The organism is Nitrosomonas sp., assembly GCF_020852615.1.
Lineage (GTDB): Bacteria > Pseudomonadota > Gammaproteobacteria > Burkholderiales > Nitrosomonadaceae > Nitrosomonas.
The window spans coordinates 23,336-46,735 of record NZ_JADZAJ010000022.1 but is presented as its reverse complement, the minus strand read 5'-3'; the positions used below and the strand labels follow the sequence as shown (position 1 = coordinate 46,735).

The following is a 23,400-nucleotide window of genomic DNA, read 5'->3' as shown; positions in this document are numbered from 1 at the left end:
ATCTTTATCCGGTCAGTTGGTTATTTCAGTTTCTGGTTGAACAACAGCATGACCCAATACCCGATCATATACTGCAAGGTAACCGTTTGTCATGGAACTCATACTGAATTGCTGCTCAATAACTTCACGTGCACGTTGCCCGTGTCTGCGGGCCATTACATCATTCCGGCAATATCCATGGATTGCACGGGCCATTGTTGCGGGATCTCTCGAAGGTACCAGATAACCGGTTTCTCCTTCCGTTACCAGTTCGGTATTCCCCCCCACCCGGGTTGCCACAACCGGCAAACCGCTTGCCATGGCTTCCAGTATGGTATTGGAAATACCCTCGGACAGTGATGGCAGTACAAACACATCCATCGCCTGCATTAGTTGTGCGATATCGTTACGCTCTCCCGGGAGCCAGGCAAATTGCTCAACCCCGGCTGAGCGCAGCATAGCTTCACATTGTGCTTTTGCAATACCATCTCCGATGATTACGAGCCGTACGGGCCTGTCTGTTGCAGATTGCTTTTCGTGCAACAATAAAAAAGCCTTGATCAGTGTTGGAAAATCCTTGATTTCAGCCATTCTGCCAACACTACCGATAACGAATGGATTACCTTCAAAAAACCCGGAAGGAAACAATTCAACCGGAATCGTGTTATCCGGATGAAAATGCAGATGCTCCACTCCGTTATAAATCTGATGTGTTTTTGTTAAGGGCACCCTGATTGTATCGGTTAACCAGCTCTCCAGGTCTCTGCTAACCGTAATGTAACGGTGAACGAGCGGACGAATCGATTTACGCAACAGGTTATATTTCCAGTTCTGCCCGTCAAGATCAAAAACATCCCGCCCATGTTCCCCGTGTATACGTGCCTTCACTCCGGATACAGCAGCAATCACCTGGGCTTCCATAGCGGCAAGGTTACGGGTATGCACGATATCTGGCTTAAGCTGCCTGAAAATCCGGTAGAGTTTTCCATAGACACTCAAATCGTTACCTTCACGCTTATTCAGCGTAATGATCCTGACATCGTCCCGGTTAAGCCGTTTATGAAATTCCGAGCACCCTTTGAGGCAAATAATGACGTGCCGGTAACGGTTCTCGGGAATATGATTAATCAGATTCACCAGGCCATTTTCCAGCCCTCCCACGCCAAAATGAAAAATCACATGGGCTATCAGTGGCGGGCAAGACATTTTCCCGGCTCCGTTTCGCTTAGTCATGCGCGCTGTGCACAGCCAGGAGTTTCCCGACAATCACCGGCTTCATATCAGCCATAAATTCGTGCAGCACCGATGCAGCTTCTTCCGGATCACGATCGTACGATGCAGCCACTATGATTTCAGCACCATCCTCTCCTTTACCGAGAATCCGGTTCATCGCAAGGATCGCTTTAGCAAGATAAGGATCAGCCGTTTCGTGTTCAATCAGCCAGAACCACCGCCAGATCAGTAATTTATCCTTCGGCCCGTACAGCTGGTTCTGATTGACAGTAAATTCTGCAGATCCCAATGATAAATTCTGCCTTTCTCCGTCTACGTTCCGCCAGCCACTGCGGTCAGTTGCCAGAACGTTGCCGGAACTGATCAGCCCGTTTCCCTGCTTCTGTCCCCGGTAATAGGTTATATAAAGGCTGATACGCCTGTTTTTCTGGTAAAAATGGCCAATAAACTGTTGAGAAAAACCAGTGTAATCCGGAACCCAATCGGTAAGTCGGGTCGGGTCAGCCTCCCATTTGCCGGAAGGATCAGTCACCCTGGTTTCCGGTACTGCGCGTACATCCGTTTCCTTATTTAAATAATCCAGATAAACCGGCCAGATCAGCGCAATCGCCACAACAGATCCAGCCATACCCAGCATTGATTTCACCGGAACAGCAGAAGATTTCAGATTGGTGGGAACACTCTCTGCTGATACGACCTCATCAATATGATCTTCCCGCCAGAATGAACCCAGCCAGAACAGCAAGAGCATAACCAGACCAAAAAAAATCCAGCCATAAACCAGATGATCTACGCCGACAGCAAGCGTCATGCCGCTCAAATGCCCGATCATGACGATCAGATAGGCACGCATCCCATTGGCGATAATGGGTACCAGGATGGAAAATATAATGAATATCAGTCGCCTGCTGACACTGCGGTAAGTCAGGTAAGCGTAGAGCGTTCCTAACGTCACCGAAGCAATCAGATAACGTACGCCACTGCAAGCCTCTACTACTGACCAGTTACCGCTGGGAATGCTGAAATAACTTCCCTCACGGTAGACCGGGATCCCTGTTGCCTGTAATGCTGTGACTGTAAAATCAGCAGTAAAATTAACCAGCGACGGAATCAATGCTTCACCAAACGGGACAGCAAACAGAAGATACGCGAGCGGGAAAATAACAGTAATAAACGCAGCCCGTCCAAGTATGGCCCACACTATTACGGGGATCATCGCTACCAGAGCATATTGCTCCACTACCAGCACATTTGCCGCCGACGCTGCCAGCCATCCAAATCCCAGCCCGACCAGAACCGGCAGTGACGTGTAATCAGGAAGATAACTGACTGCCACCAGCTGTGCCCGCTTCTTCCAGATCATGTAAATACTGAAGGGCGCAATCAGATAACCGTGAGCGTAGGTATCAGACCGGTTCCAGATGGCAACAATTGATTCAATGGTTTCGTGGTAAATCCCCAATACCGATACAATGACCAGCAGCGTTATCAATGCTGCCGTCTTTTGCTCGCTTGAAGAATTATTGCCTGATACAAGGCTTGACTGGATCTGTGTATGCATGACTGACCGGTTAAAGCAATGCAGGAATTGTAACCTGACTAACAGAACGGCCCGGTTCTTCTAAACCTTAGCCAGAACAGGCGCCCGAAAGTAACGCATCGACTCGCGACAGATTGGCCGACCAGGTGTAGTCCTGTAAGACCCGCTCTCTCGCCAGCCGCCCCATGGCTGCCTGCTCATCGGAATCAAGCAGGGAAAACAACCGTTCAACAAAATCCCCGGCATCCCTTGCCACGATCAGTTCTTTATCCGATATGGCATGAATACCTTCCATTGCCTGCTCAGAAACCACTACAGGTTTTTGCATGGCCATTGCCTCCAGCACCTTGTTCTGAATACCTCGCGCAATCCGCAAGGGGGCAACAGCAGCCGTTGCGTGCATGAGATAAGGGCGAATATCCCCGACAACCCCGGTTACATGTATACCCGGTAAATTGGCCAGCATTTGTACCTGCCTGGATGGTTTGGCGCCTACGATATAAAAACAAACATCCGGCAGTGTTGTATGAACAGCAGGAAACACTGAATTTGCAAACCAGTTCACCGCATCGATATTGGCCCAGTAATCCATGGCACCGGTAAATACCAGTACTCTTTTCTCAGCCGGATAAGGGTTGGGATAATCGCGTGCGGGGGAGAAAAAATCAGTATCAACACCGTTGTTGAAGAAACTAATTTTAGCTGCCGAGTCCGGTACGAACTGTCTGAATAACTCCGCCTCTTTTTCTGAAACAAAGGTCGAATAGCTGAACTGTCCGGCTATCTTTTTTTCATAATCAAGCAAGCACTTTGACTCTCTGCGGTAAATCCAGCTCAATGGCCAGGGCTTTGATTGCGCATACTGCCGCCATTTATCCGAGTCCACATCGACAAAATCAATGACGCGATGATGATCGGACAGATGTTCAGCATACTGTGCCATGGCAGAAGAGAACACCACTATGTCCTGAATGGATCTGGTATCAAACAGCCCATTAACCCATTGTTTTAGTTTCGTATTACGGTAATAGGCCAAAGTCAGCGGATCATTACCCGACAACGCGTACAGGCTTTTTACCCTGGCCTGTAATGGATCCAGCCGGGCAATGCACACATCCTGGCAGTAATTCCTGACTTCCTCCTCGTACTGCCAATCCTCCTCAGCATCAATAAATGTGCCCAGATACACGCGATAGCGCTTGCTCAGGTGCTGCAAGAGGTGGAAGGAACGTATTTTGTCCCCCTTATTGGGAGGATAGGGAATTCTGTGCGTCAGGTAAAGCAGTCCTTGCACCCTTCTCAACCCAGATTTTTAACAATATGCGGACCAATCATATTGGCCAATACTAATGGCATTTTTTGCCATACTTTAATAAAAAGCTGGTATTTCGGATTAAGCGGGTTATGCTCAGGGATTGTTTTCGCCTTATGAAGCTGATATTCGTAAAATAATGGCTGCGGCTCAAACCCCCAGTTCTTTTTGAAGCTGTACGACCCGGTTCCCTGCTTGCTGCGCCCGAAATCAAAAACCCGATAACCACGCTCACAGGCGCGCCGCATCAATTCCCAGTACATAAAATCATTGCCCGCCAGATCCCGCGCCGCATCTGTTCCACCACCGTAATAGGGCAAGACTTCATCCCGGAAATAGAAACTCATGACTGCGCTGACAATATTGCCGTCTTTGGTAATAACAAGCAGTTCACAATCTTCCGCAAAAACAGCTTTTAACAGCTGGAAATATTTACGGGAAAAAACCGGGGTACCCAGTCGATGCACACTGGCCGAATAGGCATGAAAGAAACGCCCGGTATCCTGATCAATATCACTTTGCAGTTCGTATTTGATCCCCTTACGCACCATGGCCCGCTGTTTACGGGGAATCGCCAGCATATTCTGTTCTGCATCGGGATCTATTGTCTTTCGGAACGTGACGTATAAGTCCTTGGTTGGCCAATCCGGATGGAATGGCTGGAAACTACGGTATTCCAGATAATCAACCTTCAGGTGCGCAGCCAGCACCTGCGCAGCCCGGTCAAGCCGGGTTCGCGCGCTGTCTGATATGGCAGCAATACCGCCATATACACAAAACGGCAGAGCACTCAGACTATGTCCAAACAAAAAACTGTTTATTTCTGCCAGAGGCAACACTCCTTGAATGTGCCCGTCCTCTTCCACATACAGAAACCAGGTTTTATGTCCGAAAGCCTGTTCTATCACCGGCTTCCACCCGGCACGATGAAAAAAGGTCGCTTCAGGACAAGCCATGACAAACTCATCCCACGCCTGAAACTTATCTTCAGATAAAACAGAAACCCCAGGTAACCCATCCACAAATGGCAGATCTGTATTTTGCACAGTAATATCGCTCAAAAATCAGGCTGTTCGCTGCAGAAAGATCTGATCCATACGTCCCCAGCTGAAATGTCGGGTTAGTGAGCCAAGTCTCTTTTCCATTCTGCCCAGATTAAGGTAATGGCGAAAACGTGTTTTGAGGCCAATTCCCGTCTGCCGGGGCTGATCAGGATCAATTTCCCAGGGGTGAAAATAAAAAATTGCCGGCTGTTTATCAACTGAATTGACTCTTTGTAAAAACCAGCGCGAAACTGCATAGGGCCAAAGACGGAAATAACCTCCCCCACCTGCTGGAAAATTACGATCCAGCAAGCGTACGGTCGTTACCGGTAATTCAAGTATCTTCCGGGAATCAGTCGGATTAAAGGCAAAACGTGGAGCATCCGGCATACCGTAATGATCATGCTCTACCGGATAAATACTGGAACTATATCGATAGCCTGCTTCTTCCAGGCAATCCAGCGCCCAGAGATTATCTTTATTGATAGAAAAACTGGGGGCACGATATCCCCAGACAGATTGTCCACCAATATCTTCCAGCAGGGATTTACTACGCACGATATCATCATGAAATTGATCACGATTCAGTTCAGTAACACGGTGATGAGCATAGCCATGACTGGCCAGTTCATGCCCATTTTCAACAATTTTCTTCACCATAGCCGGGTAACGCTCTGCTATCCAGCCCAGCGTAAAGAAAGTTGCCTTGATTTTTTGTTCATCCAACAGCATGAGGATCCGATCAATATTACCTTCCACTCTGCACGGCAGTTTATCCCAGGATGAGCGCGGAATATGCCGGGCAAAGGCAGATACCTGGAAGTAATCTTCCACATCGATTGTCAACGCATTACGGATCATACAGTTCATTCAGGAGACACAGCCAGATCAAACTCTTTCTGAATGTCAAGCATCACTTCATTGGCCTCAGTTTTACCCAAAGTCTGTAATTCTTCCAGACATCCCATGATAAGTAAGCGGTCACAAAATAGATTAATCTTGCGTGGAATCCCTGAAGAAAAATTATGAATTACCTCAAAAACCCCATCCTGTAATACAGGATTCCCACTCCAGCCGGCTTTTTGCAGGCGATGCTCAATATAAGCTCTGGTTTCAGCCTGATCCAGCGGCCCCAAGTGGTATGTTGCAATTACCCGCTGACGCAGTTGCTGCATCTGGCTGCCAAGCAACGTTTTTCTAAATTCCGGCTGACCAAGGAGAAAAGTTTGTAGCAATGGCCTGTTATCCGATTGAAAATTCGATAACATCCTTAATTCTTCAAGCGTCTGGGGTTGAAGATTCTGGGCTTCATCCACGACCAGCAAAGCTCTGCTACCCTCTCGCTCACACTTGCGAAAAAATCGCTCAAGCTCAAGCAGCAATGTCGCCTTGGATAAATTTTCATAAGGCAAACCAAAAGCAGCCACTACCATCCTTAAGGCATCGTCCGGATCCAGTCTTGTGCTCACTAACTGTGCTGCAGCAACCCGTTCCTGTTTCAACTTCTGAAACAGATGGCGCATCAAAGTTGTCTTACCAGCGCCTACATCACCGGTAATAATAATAAATCCATCTTCCTGTGAAAGGCCATACTCAAGATAAGCAGCAGCACGTTTGTGCCCACTGCTGGGAAAAAAGAAATTTGGATCGGGTTTTAACTGAAACGGCTTCTCGGTAAAACCGTAATAGGCCAGGTACATAAGCTTTATCTTTCTAAAAATTCATGCTTAAAGTTGCCGTTATCGTATTTGAGCTATATTCAGCATTACTACGGCTTGATAATCGACGCTGATGGAAATACATAATTGAACCATTTACATTAGCACCGAGCTGCTTGTTTAACCCTGTACTGGCTATTATATTGTCATCTGTCTGATTAGTTACATCATAACTGGTTCGAATATAACCAAAGTTAATATTAGCGTTTGTACGGGGGGACAACCTGTGATTCCACAGCATGTTTCCTCCCGTCTGCGTGGTATTTTGAGTCAATATCGCATTGGTCCCCATTAAACCGGCATCCTCCGCGTCAGGACTAAATGATTTCCTGGAATAGTTAAATGCGCGGAATACAAGCGAGTTCTTTTTACCATTCAAGGTAAGCGAAGCATTCAAGTTTTTAAGTAAAAATACGCGGTTGGTCAAAAAATTATTGGGATCAGAGAAGGAAAGAGGAAGCCCCTGATTTAACAGCGTCTGCCCCCCCTGAGTACCTGAAAATAACTGACTCAGCATGGATGCATTCATGATTGGCCCGCCAGACAAGGATTGCTGGCCAAAAGTAGTAAGGTCCTCGTTGTAGCTTAAGCTCCATACCGTTGCACGAGTACGGTGATCGATAGCTGCTGCATAGGTATTACCAAAAAATCTTTTCCCGCCAGATGCGCTGATACTGGTTCTCTTGGTGGGAATCCAGGAAAAACCGACTGTCCAGGAGGGGCCGGATGTTCGCCCTCTTATCGAAATGAAACTGTTTCGTTCATAACCAGCAGTACCAATAAGACTAAACTGTGAAGTAACCATATACTTGAGTGAGCCAATAGCCTTCTCCATCTCTATTGTCCCAAGATTACCCAAATAGGTTCCTGAGCCTTTCCGGCTTATCTCTGAACGATCGTAATTTAATCCCCAGCCAACCGTCTTGAAAGCGGAACCACTGTTCAGTGAAAAAATCACTGTGTCAACCGTGTTATTTAAGAAATTACGGGCATTAGAACCTACCTCGCCATGGGCATAGCGAAGCTGTCCTGAAGCAAAATTCTTGAAACGATGCTGGATATAGGGAGAAATATTCCATGCGCGAATATCACGTCTGTTACCAGTCAGATTCGTATTATCAGCCGCCAAAGGGGCAAATAAAAAAGCATTCTGCTGAGTAACAGTAGCAGTCCCGTCTATAAAAAAATAATGCTTGATAATTTCAGCTGTACCATTGGCTGCCAGCTGATTACGTGCCTGAAACCGCCCGTTCCTGGCATATATCAGGTTATTCAAGGTATAGTTTAAGTTGGATGTGAAGCGACGTCCGTGACCCGTTATGTCTATTCCCGGGTTAATTTGAGTAATAAACTCACTTCCGGAGAGGCCTCCTCCACCGAACCCGCCCAGTCCCCCGCCAAATCCACCCATTCCTATATTGTCAGTATAGGACTCGCTCACCACTACCCGGGGCCGGATATCCCATTCTGCTGAAACTGCCTGAGAAATCCAGCTACTTAACCCCAGAATACAACTGACCTTCAGGTATACCCCCCAATAAAGAGGGCTACCCGCAACATACCTGGATAATCTCATTAATAATAGCCGTAGTATCCGGCACTGCCATGTGCTCTGGCTTTGTTATAAATCAGATTAACAACATCGCACACTTCAATCTGTTGCAAAGACTCCTTTACTGTCTGCTGTGTTGTTCTCTCTGCTTCAACTACCAGGACAATTTGCCCCATTTGGCCTGCAAGCACTCGCGACTCACTGGTTAATAACAACGGAGGGGAATCAAAAATCACCACACGGTCATGATAGCGCTGTGCAAGCTCTACCAGAATGGAGCGCATACTCTGACTCGCCAGCAACTCGGTTGCTTGTGTATGGCGTCTGCCCGCAGGTATTAAGGTGAGTTTTTCCACATTCGTTTTCATCATCACATCAGATATTGATAAACGTGGATCACGAATAACATCCAGCAACCCGGGCTCTTCCGGACTGAAACCCAGGGTTACCGGGATAGAAGGACGAGCAACATCAGCATCCACCAGCAAAACCCGATGATCCATCTCCATAGCAATACTCATTGCCAGATTGAGTGAGCAGAAGCTCTTCCCTTCCCCAGATAATGAACTGGTAACCATAATCAAATTACCATTTTTTATTCCACTATCAGGATTAAAGGCATTTGCTAATAACGGACGTTTTATCAGCCTAAACTGCTCAGCCACCTCAGATTTAGTATGGTGAAGTGTTACCACTCCTTTTCGATGCAGACCCTCCAGATCAATATCAATTCTCTTTGCGGATTTCGTGTCAGTAACCCGGTTAACCGGGTCAATCAGCAAATCACTCCTGGCAACCTTGCTGCCACCTCCTCCCTTTTTTTCCACCTCTGTATCAGATAAAAATAATGAGCTACGATCACTTTTTTCACGAGAATCGTGCTGCAACACGTCACCTGGTACAAAGTTTTTTATATCTTTCTTTGCAAGCTTGCCTGCAGCCCTTTCTATAAGGCTCATATCCACTCCATCATTATTTCAATCTCAGCCGAATTTTTGTTCAGGTACAACGACTTCAAACAACCCATTCAGGCAGACGGCGTTACATACGGCTTAGCATAAACCATTAATACCACATAACAGGTCAGCAACACCAGCAAAGAAATGCTAAACGCATAGATCTGTTTTTTGTTTTTCAGTTTTTCCTGTTCTGTCCATATCATTGGAACTGATCCCAGAATAGGCAGACTTGTTAATTCCCTTAAAGTACTCTGGCTATGAAAGGTTGGCCGAATTTGGCTGACGAGGAAAGCAAGGCCAATCCCGCCAGCCAGAGCCCCAATCAGAACAAATGTAAAAAACTTCTTACGATCCGGTCCGGATGGATTCTCCGGAACCGTGGGCGGATCAACAATCCTGAAAGACATCAGGCCTGTAGTTGAAGTCAATTCACCTGAAATTTCAGCGGATGCTCTGCGCTCCAGCAGTTTTTCGTAATTGGCTTTATTCACACTATAATCACGATTAAGCTGCTGCATTTCCACCTCAACAGCCGGCACTGTGTTGCTCATTGATTTCAGACGTTCAAGCCGCGCTTCGTACTCAGTCACTCGCGCTTTCATAGATGCTACCTGTGCCTCAGATTCAGCCAGCGCAATATTCAGCTGCTGCATCATTGGATCGTAATTTTTACCGGTATTATTTACATTACCAGCAAGCTTGGCTTCCTCAACCTTGCGCTCCTCAAGCTGGGTAATCAATCGTTTTGTTGCAACCACATCAGGATGCTGGTCAGTAAAACTCAGCATTAAATTATCCAGATTTTTATTTAAATCCTGTATACGGGAATCAATTTCCGGATTGACAATACTTTTCGGCGATACCTCACCCACTTCAAGCAACAATAGAGGTTCATCACCTGTTATCTGTTTCTTAACCGCATCACGTGCCTGTTCAGCTTCAAGTAAAGCGAGCCTGGCTTTTTCCAATTTTTCAGCAGCCGATACCAGCTGGCTATAGTAATCCCCCCCCTGGCCCGGCAAATAGCCAATATTTTTCTGTTTAAAAGCCGTCAGTGCGGCCTCAGCAGCCACCAGCTTTTCTTCATAGGCAGCAATCTGCTGATCAATAAAACGTAACGCTGAAGCTGAATCCTGTTTTTTACCTTCCAGCCCACCCTCAACGAAAATCGTCAGTAACGACTGAACAATATCTTTAGCTAATTTCGGATCTTTATTATCGTATGAGATCATGAAGATATTATCTGATCCTGTTGTTCCCAGCTTGATATCCTTCATCAGTTTGGTTACCAGTTCTTCCCTGGCGCTATCATCCACAATCTTGATATCCAGATCGACCATACGAATAATTCTTTCAACATTCGGCCGGCTAATAAGTGTCCGGCTCATTATGCTGATCTGCTGATCCGGATTAGGTGATACGGTCATCCCGGCCATCAGCGGACGCAGAATACTCTGGGTATCCACATAAATCCGCGCAGATGCCTGGTAATTATCCGGCATCCGATAGACGAAGGACCAGCCTGCAACAGCAACAACCCACGCTGTTGCAACTGAGACCCATCTATACTTCCAAACACCCTTGATATAAACCAGCAGTTGAGCAATTAACTCACTCATATCGGGCTACCCCTTCACCTATCATGGTTACAGCCAAATTAATCAAAAAAAACTTTCCGGAATAACCAGTACATCCCCCTGATACACCGGTACGTTGGCAGAAATATCGCCATCCCGAATCAAGTCTTCCAGCCTGACCCGAAACTGCTGTTGCTCACCATTAACATTGCGAATGATTCTCGCGCTGTTTCCCGCCGCAAAATCGGTTAATCCCCCTACTGCAATCATGACGTCCATTAATGACATATTTTCTCTGTAGGGCAATGCCTGGGGCTGTGTCGCCTCACCCACCACTCTGATCTGCTCACTAAACGGTCCGACAAAATCAGTTACAACGACAGTAACGACCGGCTGCTGCAGATATTTAGAAAGCACTTCTTCGATACTGCGTGCCAGCTCAGTGGAAGTCTTTCCACTTGCAGGTAAATCCTCCACAAGTGGCGTAGTAATCTTTCCGTCCGGGCGCACCGGAACACTCATGGATATCTCCGGGTTGCGCCAGACAATAATATTTATTGTATCGCCCGGCCCGATCAGATAATCGTGAGGCACCTGCTCTCCCTGCTTGGAAAGTAACGGATAAGTTGAACATCCGTTGACAACAAACAGATTAAGAGCGACTAACAGACAAATTGCCCAGGATTTAATAGAAATATTCACTCGAATCCTCAATAAAAAACAGGTGTATTTTCAGCTCTACTACAGAAGCTGCAGTATGGAGCCCGCTTTCCAGCCAAGCATAAATACAAACCACTTTATCAGCCTGATAACATCCCGAAAAAACAACCGGTGTTACGCTGTAAAAACTGACAAACAATTATTAGCCTACTATGCTTTCAGATAAAAAATATGATTAATATCATGTCTTTTTTTCTTTTTACACACACAAAAAGATACCAGACCCAAACAGGTTTCTAACAGAAACAAGGGGCTGTTATTCTATATGTTTTTCACCCTGACCATGGTTAGAACTTACCCTCCCCGACATGGTATTTGTGAGATTTTGAGCTGAATGATACAAATTCAACTCTAAGCACATCTCCCCCCACCTCCTCGGCCATTTTTCGAAACTCAGTAACCTGTATCTCAGCCGGAACAATGAATACCTGAAAATTTCCCGATTTATAATGAACTGTAACTTTCATACCTCGCCCCGGTATATAGCTGCCCGAATAAACAACCCTGTCAACCTGATAAAATCTTTAATTGCTTTAAACGGCTATATTTGCCTTTTACCTTACTGCCTTTTAATATAGCCACACGGTAATCACCGTCCCACAATACCGGCTTCATTCTGCGGTTTCTTTTCTCTCTTATTGAATTCCTGCAGAAGCCCCCCGAATTCTAGGCTGTTCAAACCAATTCAAATTCAGGATTAGTAAAGCATTTATGGCTCAATACGTTTTAATCATGAATCGCGTTAGTAAAATCGTCCCTCCCAAACGCGTTATTCTCAAAGATATTTCACTAAGTTTTTTTCCAGGTGCAAAAATTGGCCTTCTTGGCCTAAACGGCTCTGGTAAATCCACCCTGTTAAAAATCATGGCCGGAGTAGATAACGATTTTGAGGGGGAATGCACGCCCATGCCAGATCTGAAAATCGGCTATCTGCCACAGGAACCACAATTGGATCCCAAACTTACTGTGCGCGAAGCCGTTCAGGGGGGATTGGGGGAAATATTCGATGCACAACAGCAGCTGGAAGCTGTTTACGCCGCCTACGCCGAACCAGACGCTGATTTTGAAGCACTGGCTGCTGAACAGTCACGACTAGAAGCCATACTGTCTGCACAAAATGGAGACAATTTATCCCAGCAAATGGAAATAGCCGCCGATGCACTGCGCCTTCCGGAATGGGATGCTCAAATCCAACAGCTCTCAGGTGGAGAAAAACGTCGTGTCGCACTCTGCAGACTGCTTCTCTCCAGACCGGACATGCTGCTTCTGGACGAACCCACCAACCATCTGGATGCAGAATCGGTAGAGTGGCTCGAACAATTCCTGGCACGCTTCCCCGGCACAGTGGTAGCAGTTACCCATGACCGCTATTTCCTGGACAACGCAGCTGAATGGATACTGGAGCTTGATCGTGGCTATGGTATTCCCTGGAAAGGAAATTATTCAAGCTGGCTGGAACAAAAAGAAGCACGCCTGAAACAGGAAGAAAGCACGGAATCTGCGCGCCAGAAATCACTCAAGCAAGAACTGGAATGGGTACGACAGAATCCCAAAGGCAGGCAGGCAAAATCCAAGGCCCGTCTGGCCAGATTTGAAGAACTCAGCTCCCAGGAATATCAGAAACGCAACGAAACACAAGAGATTTTTATTCCCACAGCAGACCGGCTGGGGAATGAAGTTATCGAATTTACCAATGTCTCCAAAGGATTTGGCGATCGTCTGCTGATTGACAACCTGAGCTTCCGGATACCGCCCGGCGCGATCGTTGGGATCATCGGCCCCAATGGTGCCGGTAAATCCACCTTGTTCCGCATGATCATGGGAAAAGAACAACCGGATACAGGCAGCATTAAAACAGGCGAGACAGTGAAAATTGCCTACGTAGATCAATCACGTGACGCTCTGCCCGATGATCAGAATGTTTTCCAGGCCATCTCCGGCGGAAATGACATGCTTATCGTTGGTAAATATGAGGTCCCTGCTCGCGCCTATCTTGGCCGCTTTAACTTCAAAGGTCCGGATCAGCAAAAAATTACAGGAACCCTTTCCGGTGGTGAACGGGGCCGGTTGCATCTGGCCAAGACGCTGATATCAGGAGGCAACGTACTGCTGCTGGATGAACCTTCCAATGATCTGGATGTGGAAACATTAAGGGCACTGGAAAATGCCTTACTGGAATTTGCCGGTTGCGTGCTCGTTATTTCTCACGACCGCTGGTTTCTGGATCGCATAGCTACCCATATCCTGGCTTTTGAAGGCAATTCACAAGTCACTTTCTTTACAGGCAATTATCAGGAATATGAAGCTGACAAACGCCAGCGCCTGGGTGAAGAAGGCGCAAAACCCAAACGAATCCGCTATAAGCCAATTACGCGCTGATTTGCTGCCTGTTTTCAACTGTTACAAAAAGACACAATCCTTAAGTAATTGCTGTATAATTATGGCCCTGCCTGAGCTTTAAATCATGGCAGGGTTTATTGGTTTCATCGTTTCTGACCTCTCCAGATTCCTCTGTTTCTTCTTGAAATTGTGCAGTATCCCTGGTTAGCAGCGATGTTTTACATGTGTGCACCAGCGATACCGGCAATTTTTGCTGCGGTATATTCCTGTTTGCGCATTTAATTTCTTTACTATCAGGAAAACCGAAGTGTCATTTGAAAATCTGAATCTGCATCCCGCCATTGTAAAAGCCGTATTGGCAGCGGGTTATACTTCTCCCACCCCTATCCAGCAACAGGCTATTCCCGAATTAATTGCCGGCCACGATGTGATGGCAAGCGCACAGACCGGAACCGGCAAGACAGCTGCTTTCATGTTACCGGCATTACATCGCCTTGCCACACCCGCAAAAAACCATGGCCGGGGTCCACGCATTCTGGTCCTGACACCAACACGCGAGCTGGCTTTGCAAGTTTCTGACGCTGCCAGTAAATATGGAAAATTTCTGCCGCGTATCAACGTAGTCAGTATTCTGGGTGGAATGCCCTATCCCGTACAGAACAAGCTCCTGTCCCAAACCGTAGATGTACTGGTCGCCACTCCCGGACGTTTGATCGACCACATCGAACGCGGCCGCATCAATTTTTCACGACTGGAAATGCTGGTACTGGATGAAGCTGATCGCATGCTGGATATGGGATTTATTCAGGATGTCGAACGTATTGCGCTCTCAACACCGGCAGAAAGACAAACGCTGCTGTTCTCGGCAACGATGGATTCTGCCATAGAGAAAATTGCCGCACGTTTGCTCAAAACTCCCAAACGTATTCAGGTTGCTACCCAGCATGCCAGGCTTGATCATATCGAGCAACGCATGCATTACGTGGACGACCTCATGCACAAAAACCGGTTACTGGATCACCTGCTGCGTGATACCGCCATTAAACAGGCGATCGTCTTTACTGCAACGAAACGCGATGCCGACTCTCTGGCAGACAATCTTGCTTCTCAGGGACACATGGCTGCCGCAATGCATGGAGACATGACGCAACGCGAGCGTACACGCACTTTAACCGGATTACGTCAGGGACGGCTCAAAATCCTTGTCGCCACGGATGTTGCTGCACGCGGAATTGATATTGCTGACATTACCCATGTCATCAATTTTGATTTGCCAAAATTTGCTGAAGATTACGTGCATCGTATCGGACGAACCGGTCGGGCTGGCGCTTCCGGTATTGCCGTCTCATTTGCATCAGGAAAAGATGTCGCACACTTGAAACGAATTGAGCGGTTTACCGGCAACCACTTTGAATTTCAGGTCGTACCAGGCATGGAGCCGCGCACCAAACCAAGATTTGGTCGTGGCGATGACAAACCCGGGAAAAGGCCTTCATCTGCGCACAAAGCCAAACGCTCATGGCCGGATAATGCCAATCCGCGTACATCTTCCCAGAACCGCAAAGGAGGGAGTGATAAAGGAACCGAGTTTACGCAGCCATTTGCTCGTGAAACCCGAAAACGTCCATTCAGAGACAGTAAATTTAACAGCAGCGACCGTTTTGCCCGTACAGAGCAAAGCCAGTAAGTAAAACCAGCATTCTCCGGGTATTGATTTGATGATTGATACCTGGAGTCTGCCAACCCCGGGCATCACTGAAAATTCGGAGCGCAGTACTTAGAAAAATACCCTGACAGCTTCCTCTACCCGTTCCACCGCAACAATTTCAATTCCTTTGATAACCTGCCTGGACTGGTTAGCTTTCGGAATAATGGCGCGAGTAAAGCCCAGTTTGGCCGCTTCCTTTACCCGTTCCTGTCCCCGCTGCACTGGCCGCACTTCGCCCGCCAGTCCTATTTCTCCAAAGATGGCTGTCTTTTCAGGCAAAACCCGGTTCTTCAGCGACGAAACAATCGCCAGCAACACAGCCAGATCAGCACCTGGCTCAGTAATTTTGACCCCACCCACCGCGTTGATAAAGATATCCTGATCAAAACAGGGAATGCCGGCATGACGATGCAGTACTGCCAGCAGCATTGCCAGCCGGTTCTGTTCCAGTCCAACACATAATCTCCGCGGGCTGGGTGCATGTGCCTCATCTACCAATGCCTGAATTTCCACCAGCAGCGGGCGTGACCCCTCTTGCGTTACCATCACACAAGTACCCGGCACACGCACACTATGGTGAGAAAGAAACAGAGCCGAAGGATTACCCACTTCCCGCAACCCCTTTTCTGTCATGGCGAAGACACCCAGCTCATTCACGGCTCCAAAACGGTTTTTAAAAGCGCGAATCAAACGAAAAGCCGAGTGTGTATCCCCTTCAAAATAAAGCACTGTATCCACCATATGCTCCAGAACACGCGGCCCGGCCAATGCCCCATCCTTGGTTACATGCCCTACCAGTACGATGCAGGTACCACTGGTTTTGGCAAAACGTGTCAGACGAGCCGCACATTCACGCACTTGCGCAACCGAGCCGGGTGCGGAATGCAATGTTTCAGAATAGATAGTCTGAATCGAATCAATAATGGCAATTCGTGGATGATGTTCTGCCAGGATTGATTCAATAGCCTCAAGCCGGATCTCAGTCAGCAGACCAACCCCGGCCACATCCAGAGACAGCCGCTTCGCACGAAGTGCAACCTGCTGCATCGACTCCTCACCACTGACATACAACACCCGGTGCTGGGCGGACATTCGGGACAGCGCCTGCAATAACAATGTGGATTTACCTATCCCCGGATCACCACCCAGTAACACAACGCTGCCTTGTACCGCTCCTCCACCCAGCACTCTGTCAAACTCATCCATTCCTGTCTGAAAACGGGGCATATCTTCAGCCTCGACTTCACTCAGACTCAATACCTGTTTCTGCCCGGAGTCCGGAGTAAGGCGCAGTAAACTCTTTTCCCGTACAGTTTCTGTCAGTGTATTCCATTCGCGACAGTGCGGACACTGACCCTGCCATTTCAAAGTCTGCCCGCCGCACGAATGGCAGACATAAAGCATCCTGAGCTTGGTCATGAATGAACCACTGATTGGAAATTATTGATACAAGATAGCTGAGACCCGCTATCCCGGGATTGAAAAACTGATAAAATGGCGTCCCTGAATACCTCAGACCGGAGAGGTACCGAAGTGGCCATAACGGCGCTGACTCGAAATCAGATGGTCAGGATTTCCTGGCACGTGGGTTCGAATCCCACCCTCTCCGCCACCCTCAGCATTCGGTAATGCTGACACTGACAGCCAGGCCACCCAGTGAAGTTTCCTTATATTTATGCGACATTTCCAGGCCTGTCTGCTTCATCGCATTAATACAGTTATCCAGCGGGATGAAATGCTCGCCAGTACCGCGACAGGCAAGTGCTGCAGCCGTGTGTGCCTTGATTGCACCAAAGCCGTTACGTTCGATACAGGGTACCTGAACCAATCCGCCTACCGGGTCACAGGTCATACCCAGATGATGCTCCAGTGCAATTTCAGCTGCATTCTCAATTTGCTCTGTAGTGCCGCCCCGTACAGCACAAAGGCCGGCAGCAGCCATCGCTGCTGCCGAGCCCACTTCTCCCTGACACCCCACTTCCGCACCAGAGATAGAGCTGAGGTGTTTGATCAGCCCTCCGACAGCTGCTGCAGCCAGTAAAAAATCCCGTACCTGCTGCTCAGTACCGCCTTCGTGCTTAAGCAGATAGTAAATAACTGCCGGAATAACCCCCGCTGCGCCGTTAGTCGGTGCTGTGACAACCATGTGCCCGGCAGCATTTTCTTCATTTACCGCCATCGCATAAGTACATAACCAATCGTTTAGTGTGGCCTTCTCCGGGTGTGTCTGCAGCTGCCCAAATAAATCTTTTGCACGTCTGCGTATATTTAACCCGCCCGGAAGACGGCCTTCTGCTGCCAACCCCTGCTCAACACAGTGACACATGGCTTGCCAGATATTGTCCAGCCCCTGTTCCAGTTCCAGTGCTGACATTCTGGTCAGCTCGTTGGCACGCTTCATTTCAGCAACGGTCAGTCTGCTCTGCCGAGACATTTCAAGCATACTGCCTGCAGAATCAAACGGATAAGGATACGCTCCGGCGGATTCAATCTTGAGCGGGGCATTCAACTGGTTGATTTCTGCCAGTGTGCAGATAAACCCGCCCCCGATGGAAAAAAAAGTTTCGGACAGAATTTTCTTTCCCTCTTCATCCAGCAGATAAAAAATCATCCCGTTGGGATGCTGTGGCAGAGGGTCTGATTTATCGAAAACAATATCATCCTCGGGATTAAACCCAACGCATCTCCCGCTTGCCAGTTCCAATTTACCGGTAGCCCAGAGTGTTGCTGTCAGTGCATTAACATCCTGCCCGGCAAGTGATGCGGGACTATAGCCATGCAGCCCCAGAGTGACCGCCCTGTCAGTGGCATGCCCTCTGCCGGTAAATGCCAGCGAACCCTTAAGCACACAATAAACACGGTAGTCAAGATCACCCGATGTCTGTGAAATCAGCTGATCCACATGATCACGAAAAACATTTGCTGCCGCCATGGGTCCCATGGTGTGAGAACTGGAAGGGCCGATACCAATTTTGAACAGATCAAGTACGCTGATAAACATGAAATAAGTCTTGCCGGGTTATGGATGGTTAAGAGTCATGCCTGTTTTACAGATTGCTGCCATTTCGGGAATTGTATAGCAGATTAAGCAAGATTTACCGGGGCAGTCATAAATTTGACCGGCATAAACCGGCTATGATCTAATCTTGTCGTTCAGGTGCAACAAATGATAACCCCATAAAGCATGCCATCTTCCTGCGGTAAAAATTATGGACGTAAACGCCGACTGCACAACAGACACAATCTAAACCATGTGCTGCACGAATAATCACAGATAACCCAATCGACTTTATTTCTGACAGATGCCCAACCTACTACCTATATTGTTTGTTATACGCTTCTTCCTTGCCTGCCTGGTGTTTTTTCACTCCCCGTTCTGCCAGGCCGATCTCGTGGAAACAGTTGAGCGGATCAAGCCGGCAATTGTTGGAATCGGGACTTTCCAGAAATTACGTTCCCCTCCTGTTAACTTCCTGGGTACCGGGTTTGTGATCGAAGACGGGCTGCATGCTATAACCAATACCCACGTAATCGCTGATTTTTCCAGTGGTGCCGGTAAAAAAGACACCCTGATCATCATGACCGGCAGGGGTGATAAACCCGAATTAAGAAATGCCAGCATCGTAGCGCTGGATAAAGTGCATGATCTTGCCCTGTTACGCTTCGAAGGAACTGCGCTGCCTGTGATGAAGCTGGGAGACGCCAGAAGAATTAAAGAAGGGAAATCCATGGCATTTACCGGTTTCCCGATCGGGATGGTACTCGGCTTCTACCCGGTAACCCATCGCGCTACCATCTCATCCATTACTCCCGTCATCCTCCCGGCACAAAACGTCAGGCAGCTTGATGCAACCAAAATTCGTGAGCTGCAGCAATCCGCCTATAAAGTATTTCAGCTTGACGGCACAGCCTACCCGGGCAACAGCGGAAGTCCGTTATATGATCCGGATACAGGTGAAGTTTACGGTGTAGTCAATATGGTCTTCATTAAAGGCAAGAAAGAATCGATACTGAGCGACCCCAGTGGTATCAGCTACGCTATTCCGGGAAATTACATCACTGATTTACTGAACCATCAAAATTAACTCCCGATTACTTTATGATGGTGAGATAATTTGGCAGCTTTCACCATTTGTGCTTTTTATTAGCTTGCCAGCTCTGTTTATGCACCCCTTACACTGGAGCGTGCCGTGATTCGGGTATCTAATCATTACATTTCCAGATTCTCGGTGTTGCTTGCCTGTATCGAAGCCTCCGTCCTGCTTGGTATTTTTTTTGCCGGAGCAACTATCCGGTTTATGCAGTGGGGCACTCCCTCAACCGAAGCACTGCTTGAACAGTTACCCGGGGCCATTACCTTTACTATCGTCGTTATTGCCAGTATGGCAGCGCTGGGTATGTACCAACTGGCAGGCAGACAGGATTTTGAAAGTATCCTGTTGAGACTCCTCCCCTCCCTGGCACTGGGTTTTGGTTTCATTACACTGATTTTTTATCTGTTTCCGGATCTTTATTTCGGCCGCGGACTGCTGGCCATTGCCATGCTGCTGGCCTTGTCACTGATACTGATAATCCGGCTGCTTTTCTTCAGATGGTCCGGGCTGGACAGCTTGCGTCCCCGCGTACTTGTATTGGGAGTCGGTGAAAATACCAGGGAATTGCTTGATCTGACCGATAACAATTCCACACTTTCCAATTTGAAAATAGTTGGATTCGTACCATTTGATAAAGAAAACCGATGTGTCCCGGCAGATAAAATTATTCCCAAAACCGGCTCCCTGCTTTCTCTGGCCAATCAGCATGATGTCAGTGAAATCATTGTCACCACACAGGAAAGACGGGGCGGCACCTTTCCAATACAGGAACTGCTGGAATGCCGGATCAGCGGGATCAAAGTCATGGATCTCGTCGGTTTTTATGAACAGGAAAGCGGCCATTTACGGATGGATGCACTCTATCCCAGCTGGCTGGTATTTGGCAGCGGCTTTAACCAGGGATCCCTAAGAACAGCGGTTAAACGAATATTCGATATTGTCGCCAGTCTGGTGTTGCTGCTCGTGACATTGCCTGTCATGCTGCTGACCGCACTGCTGATCCTGCTTGAAGATGGGCTGCCTCTGTTTTACCGGCAGGAAAGAGTGGGATATGCCGGGAAACCGTATATGGTTATCAAATTCCGCAGCATGTTCAAGGACGCGGAAAAGGCTGGAAAACCCCAATGGGCCAGTGCTGATGACCCCCGCTCCACACGGGTGGGAAAAATCATCCGCAAATTGAGAATCGATGAAATACCGCAGATCTTTAATGTGCTCAAAGGAGAAATGAGTTTCGTCGGCCCACGTCCCGAACGCCCTCATTTTGTTGATATGCTGAGTGCACAGGTTCCGTATTACAGCATGCGGCACAGCATTAAACCCGGTATCACCGGCTGGGCTCAAGTTCGTTATCCCTATGGCGCCTCAATAGAAGATGCCATTGAGAAACTTCAGTATGATCTGTACTACGTCAAGAACCACAGCCTGTTCCTTGATTTCATTATCCTGATCGACACGGTCGGTGTCGTCCTGCTGCGCAAAGGCAGCCGATGAATCCAGGCTGTCACCTGCTTCCCCGGTACTAATTGCCATGGCAACCCTTGGCTACGCGACAGCAGCGGTTGTCTTTTTCTTTCTGTCGATACTGCTGATCACCAGCTGGCGAGGCCGCCTCTACGGGTTACTGCTGGCAGCAGCCTGCCTTGTATCCTCAGTATGGGCAGCCACCATTGCCGGGCTGGCCTATCTGGACTACTCATCTCCCCTGCTGGTTCAGATACTGGAATTACTGCGCAACGCCACTCTTACCGCTTTCCTGATTACCCTGCTGGGCCCTTTTCAATCCGGACAACCCGGAGAAACTGATCAACCCCCGCTCAGAATCAGGCCAGCAGTTGCTGCCATTATTCTGTTCTATCTGATTAACCTGATTCAGGTAATTTTCTTTAGCCAGATTGATATCAGCCCGAACCGGTTAACCCCTTCCTACGAATTTCTCACCTGGGTAACAATGGCCATTATCGGGATGATTCTGGTAGAACAGTACTACCGGAATACGCCGCAAGAGCAACGTTGGGGAATCAAGTTTATCTGCCTGGGGATCGGCAGTCTGTTTGTCTTCGATTTTTACCTGTACAGTGATGCCCTCCTGTTCAGAAAAATCAGCGCTGATATTTGGGCAGCGCGTGGCTGGATCAATACACTTATCGTTCCTATGATCGCCCTTTCAGCTGCACGCAATCCCAAATGGACAGTAGGTATTGCAGTGTCACGCCGAATCCTGTTTTATTCCTCTGCACTGTTTGGTGCAGCCATTTATTTATTATTGATGGCTGCGGCAGGTTATTACCTCCGGTTCTCTGGGGGTACCTGGGGCACAATATTTCAGCTGATTTTCCTGTTTGGCGCGATTATCCTTTTGATCGTCGTGCTGTTTTCCGGAACAACACGTTCCTGGTTAAAAGTATTCATCAGCAAACATTTTTTTAGCTATAACTATGATTACCGAGAAGAATGGCTGCGCTTTACGCGCACACTATCCGAAGAAGAAACGGAATTACGGGTCAGGGTAATCAAATCTCTCGCACAGCTCGTCGAAAGCCCGGCCGGTGCAGTTTGGTTCAAATCAGAACAGTATCAGGCCTATCTGCCGATTGCCCGCTGGAATATTCAGCCTGTTGATGCTTCCGTGGCAATTGACAGCCCCTTTTGCCAGTTCATGCTGGAAACATCCTGGGTAATTGATCTATACCAGCACGATTCCAAATCACAGCAATATGCAGCAATGGTACTGCCGGACTGGCTGCCTGCCATTCCCAAGGCGCGCTGGGTAGTGCCGCTGCTCTTGCATGGAGAACTGTCGGGGTTTGTTGTACTGACCGAGCCCAGGAGTACGGTCGAATTCAATTGGGAAGTCAGAGATTTACTGAAAGTGGCCGGCAGACAGGCAGCCAGTTATCTGGCACAGCATGAAGCGGCACAGGCACTATCTACAGCTCGGCAGTTTGAATCCTTCAATCGCATGTCCACATTCATTGTGCATGACATCAAAAATCTGATTGCCCAGCTTTCGCTGCTGCTCGCCAATGCGGAAAAACACAAGAATAACCCTGAATTCCAGCAGGATATGCTGGATACCGTAGCGTTATCCATCAACAAAATGAAACGCATGCTTGAGAAACTCAGCAGCGGCAGCATGCATGATACAAAAAATTCCCTGTCACTTGATGAGGTGCTGCAGCAGATCATTGCAAGCAAATCCTTCCATGAACCCCAACCGATACTTGATATTATTAATCCCGGGCAACAGATACTGGCCGATCCGTCACGGCTGGAGCGTGTTCTCGGCCATCTGATACAAAATGCAATCGAAGCAACCCCCAAAGAGGGACATGTTACAGTACGGCTCAAACAGCAATCCGGACAAGCAGTCGTTGAAATTGAAGATAGCGGACATGGCATGAGTGAACAATTCATCCGTGAAAAACTGTTTACTCCTTTCGAATCAACCAAAACAGCAGGTATGGGCATTGGTGTATTCGAGAGCAGAGAATACGTTGAAGAAATCGGCGGAAAATTGCATGTGTCCAGCAAAGTCGCTCAAGGAACGATTTTTACAGTCACGCTGCCATCAGTACCTCCTCCGTAACCTGCCAGATATTCCTGAAAATACGATCGTCCAGAT

Annotated in this window: 17 protein-coding genes and 1 tRNA gene; 6 read left to right on the top strand and 12 right to left on the bottom strand. The window is 48.0% G+C overall.

The window, feature by feature from the left end; all coding sequences use genetic code 11:
• Positions 1-12 precede the first annotated feature (12 nt).
• The 10 genes from IT527_RS04985 to IT527_RS04940 form a co-directional block, all read right to left on the bottom strand.
• Complete coding sequence (locus IT527_RS04985; protein ID WP_292967285.1) at positions 13-1,212, bottom strand: TIGR03088 family PEP-CTERM/XrtA system glycosyltransferase; 1,200 nt, start codon at positions 1,210-1,212, stop codon at positions 13-15.
• Positions 1,205-2,773, bottom strand: coding sequence for an exosortase A (gene xrtA, locus IT527_RS04980; RefSeq protein WP_292967283.1), 1,569 nt, complete (start codon positions 2,771-2,773; stop codon positions 1,205-1,207). Before xrtA ends, IT527_RS04985 begins: the two co-directional genes overlap by 8 nt.
• A 67-nt stretch (positions 2,774-2,840) precedes the next feature.
• The gene (locus tag IT527_RS04975) at positions 2,841-4,046 is read right to left on the bottom strand and encodes a TIGR03087 family PEP-CTERM/XrtA system glycosyltransferase (protein ID WP_292967281.1); all 1,206 of its coding nucleotides are present in this window, start codon (positions 4,044-4,046) and stop codon (positions 2,841-2,843) included.
• Positions 4,047-4,051: 5 nt separating this feature from the next.
• Positions 4,052-5,095: a FemAB family XrtA/PEP-CTERM system-associated protein gene (locus IT527_RS04970; protein WP_292967301.1), complete on the bottom strand. Its 1,044-nt coding sequence runs from the start codon at positions 5,093-5,095 to the stop codon at positions 4,052-4,054.
• Between the two features lie 33 nt (positions 5,096-5,128).
• Positions 5,129-5,977, bottom strand: coding sequence for an XrtA system polysaccharide deacetylase (locus IT527_RS04965; protein WP_292967279.1), 849 nt, complete (start codon positions 5,975-5,977; stop codon positions 5,129-5,131).
• Positions 5,974-6,807, bottom strand: coding sequence for an XrtA/PEP-CTERM system-associated ATPase (locus IT527_RS04960; RefSeq protein ID WP_292967278.1), 834 nt, complete (start codon positions 6,805-6,807; stop codon positions 5,974-5,976). The genes IT527_RS04965 and IT527_RS04960 overlap by 4 nt, the downstream gene beginning before the upstream one ends.
• A gap of 13 nt (positions 6,808-6,820) precedes the next feature.
• Entirely contained in the window at positions 6,821-8,401 is a 1,581-nt protein-coding gene (locus IT527_RS04955; RefSeq protein WP_292967277.1) for a TIGR03016 family PEP-CTERM system-associated outer membrane protein, read from the bottom strand.
• On the bottom strand, positions 8,401-9,336 hold the full coding sequence (locus tag IT527_RS04950; protein WP_292967275.1) for an XrtA-associated tyrosine autokinase: 936 nt from the start codon (positions 9,334-9,336) through the stop codon (positions 8,401-8,403). Before IT527_RS04950 ends, IT527_RS04955 begins: the two co-directional genes overlap by 1 nt.
• A 68-nt stretch (positions 9,337-9,404) precedes the next feature.
• Positions 9,405-10,955, bottom strand: a complete 1,551-nt coding sequence (locus tag IT527_RS04945; RefSeq protein ID WP_292967274.1) for an XrtA system polysaccharide chain length determinant — start codon at positions 10,953-10,955, stop codon at positions 9,405-9,407.
• A 42-nt stretch (positions 10,956-10,997) separates the two neighbouring features.
• On the bottom strand, positions 10,998-11,615 hold the full coding sequence (locus IT527_RS04940; protein ID WP_292967273.1) for an XrtA/PEP-CTERM system exopolysaccharide export protein: 618 nt from the start codon (positions 11,613-11,615) through the stop codon (positions 10,998-11,000).
• Between the two features lie 729 nt (positions 11,616-12,344).
• Between IT527_RS04940 and ettA the strand changes: the two genes are divergently transcribed.
• Together ettA and IT527_RS04930 are read left to right on the top strand one after the other, a co-directional pair.
• Positions 12,345-14,012, top strand: a complete 1,668-nt coding sequence (gene ettA, locus IT527_RS04935) for an energy-dependent translational throttle protein EttA (RefSeq protein WP_292967272.1) — start codon at positions 12,345-12,347, stop codon at positions 14,010-14,012.
• 268 nt (positions 14,013-14,280) lie between these two features.
• Positions 14,281-15,660 carry a DEAD/DEAH box helicase gene (locus IT527_RS04930; RefSeq protein WP_292967271.1) on the top strand — a complete coding sequence of 460 codons (1,380 nt, stop codon included), beginning with the start codon at positions 14,281-14,283 and terminating at the stop codon, positions 15,658-15,660.
• Positions 15,661-15,750: 90 nt separating this feature from the next.
• Here the strand turns inward: IT527_RS04930 and radA are convergent, their stop codons facing one another.
• Positions 15,751-17,100 (bottom strand): DNA repair protein RadA, encoded by a 1,350-nt coding sequence (gene radA, locus IT527_RS04925; protein WP_292967269.1) that lies wholly within the window; start codon positions 17,098-17,100, stop codon positions 15,751-15,753.
• Positions 17,101-17,200: 100 nt separating this feature from the next.
• On the opposite strand from radA, the gene IT527_RS04920 reads away from it, so the two are divergent.
• A tRNA-Ser gene (locus tag IT527_RS04920) sits at positions 17,201-17,293 on the top strand.
• A 3-nt stretch (positions 17,294-17,296) separates the two neighbouring features.
• Here the strand turns inward: IT527_RS04920 and IT527_RS04915 are convergent.
• Positions 17,297-18,682, bottom strand: coding sequence for an L-serine ammonia-lyase (locus tag IT527_RS04915; protein ID WP_292967268.1), 1,386 nt, complete (start codon positions 18,680-18,682; stop codon positions 17,297-17,299).
• Between the two features lie 301 nt (positions 18,683-18,983).
• Between IT527_RS04915 and IT527_RS04910 the strand changes: the two genes are divergently transcribed.
• From IT527_RS04910 to prsK, 3 genes are all read left to right on the top strand, one after another.
• Positions 18,984-19,766, top strand: coding sequence for a serine protease (locus IT527_RS04910; RefSeq protein ID WP_292967267.1), 783 nt, complete (start codon positions 18,984-18,986; stop codon positions 19,764-19,766).
• Positions 19,767-19,871: 105 nt separating this feature from the next.
• Positions 19,872-21,269, top strand: coding sequence for a TIGR03013 family XrtA/PEP-CTERM system glycosyltransferase (locus IT527_RS04905; protein ID WP_292967266.1), 1,398 nt, complete (start codon positions 19,872-19,874; stop codon positions 21,267-21,269).
• A gap of 37 nt (positions 21,270-21,306) precedes the next feature.
• Positions 21,307-23,364, top strand: coding sequence for an XrtA/PEP-CTERM system histidine kinase PrsK (gene prsK / locus IT527_RS04900; RefSeq protein WP_292967265.1), 2,058 nt, complete (start codon positions 21,307-21,309; stop codon positions 23,362-23,364).
• Positions 23,365-23,400 lie beyond the last annotated feature (36 nt).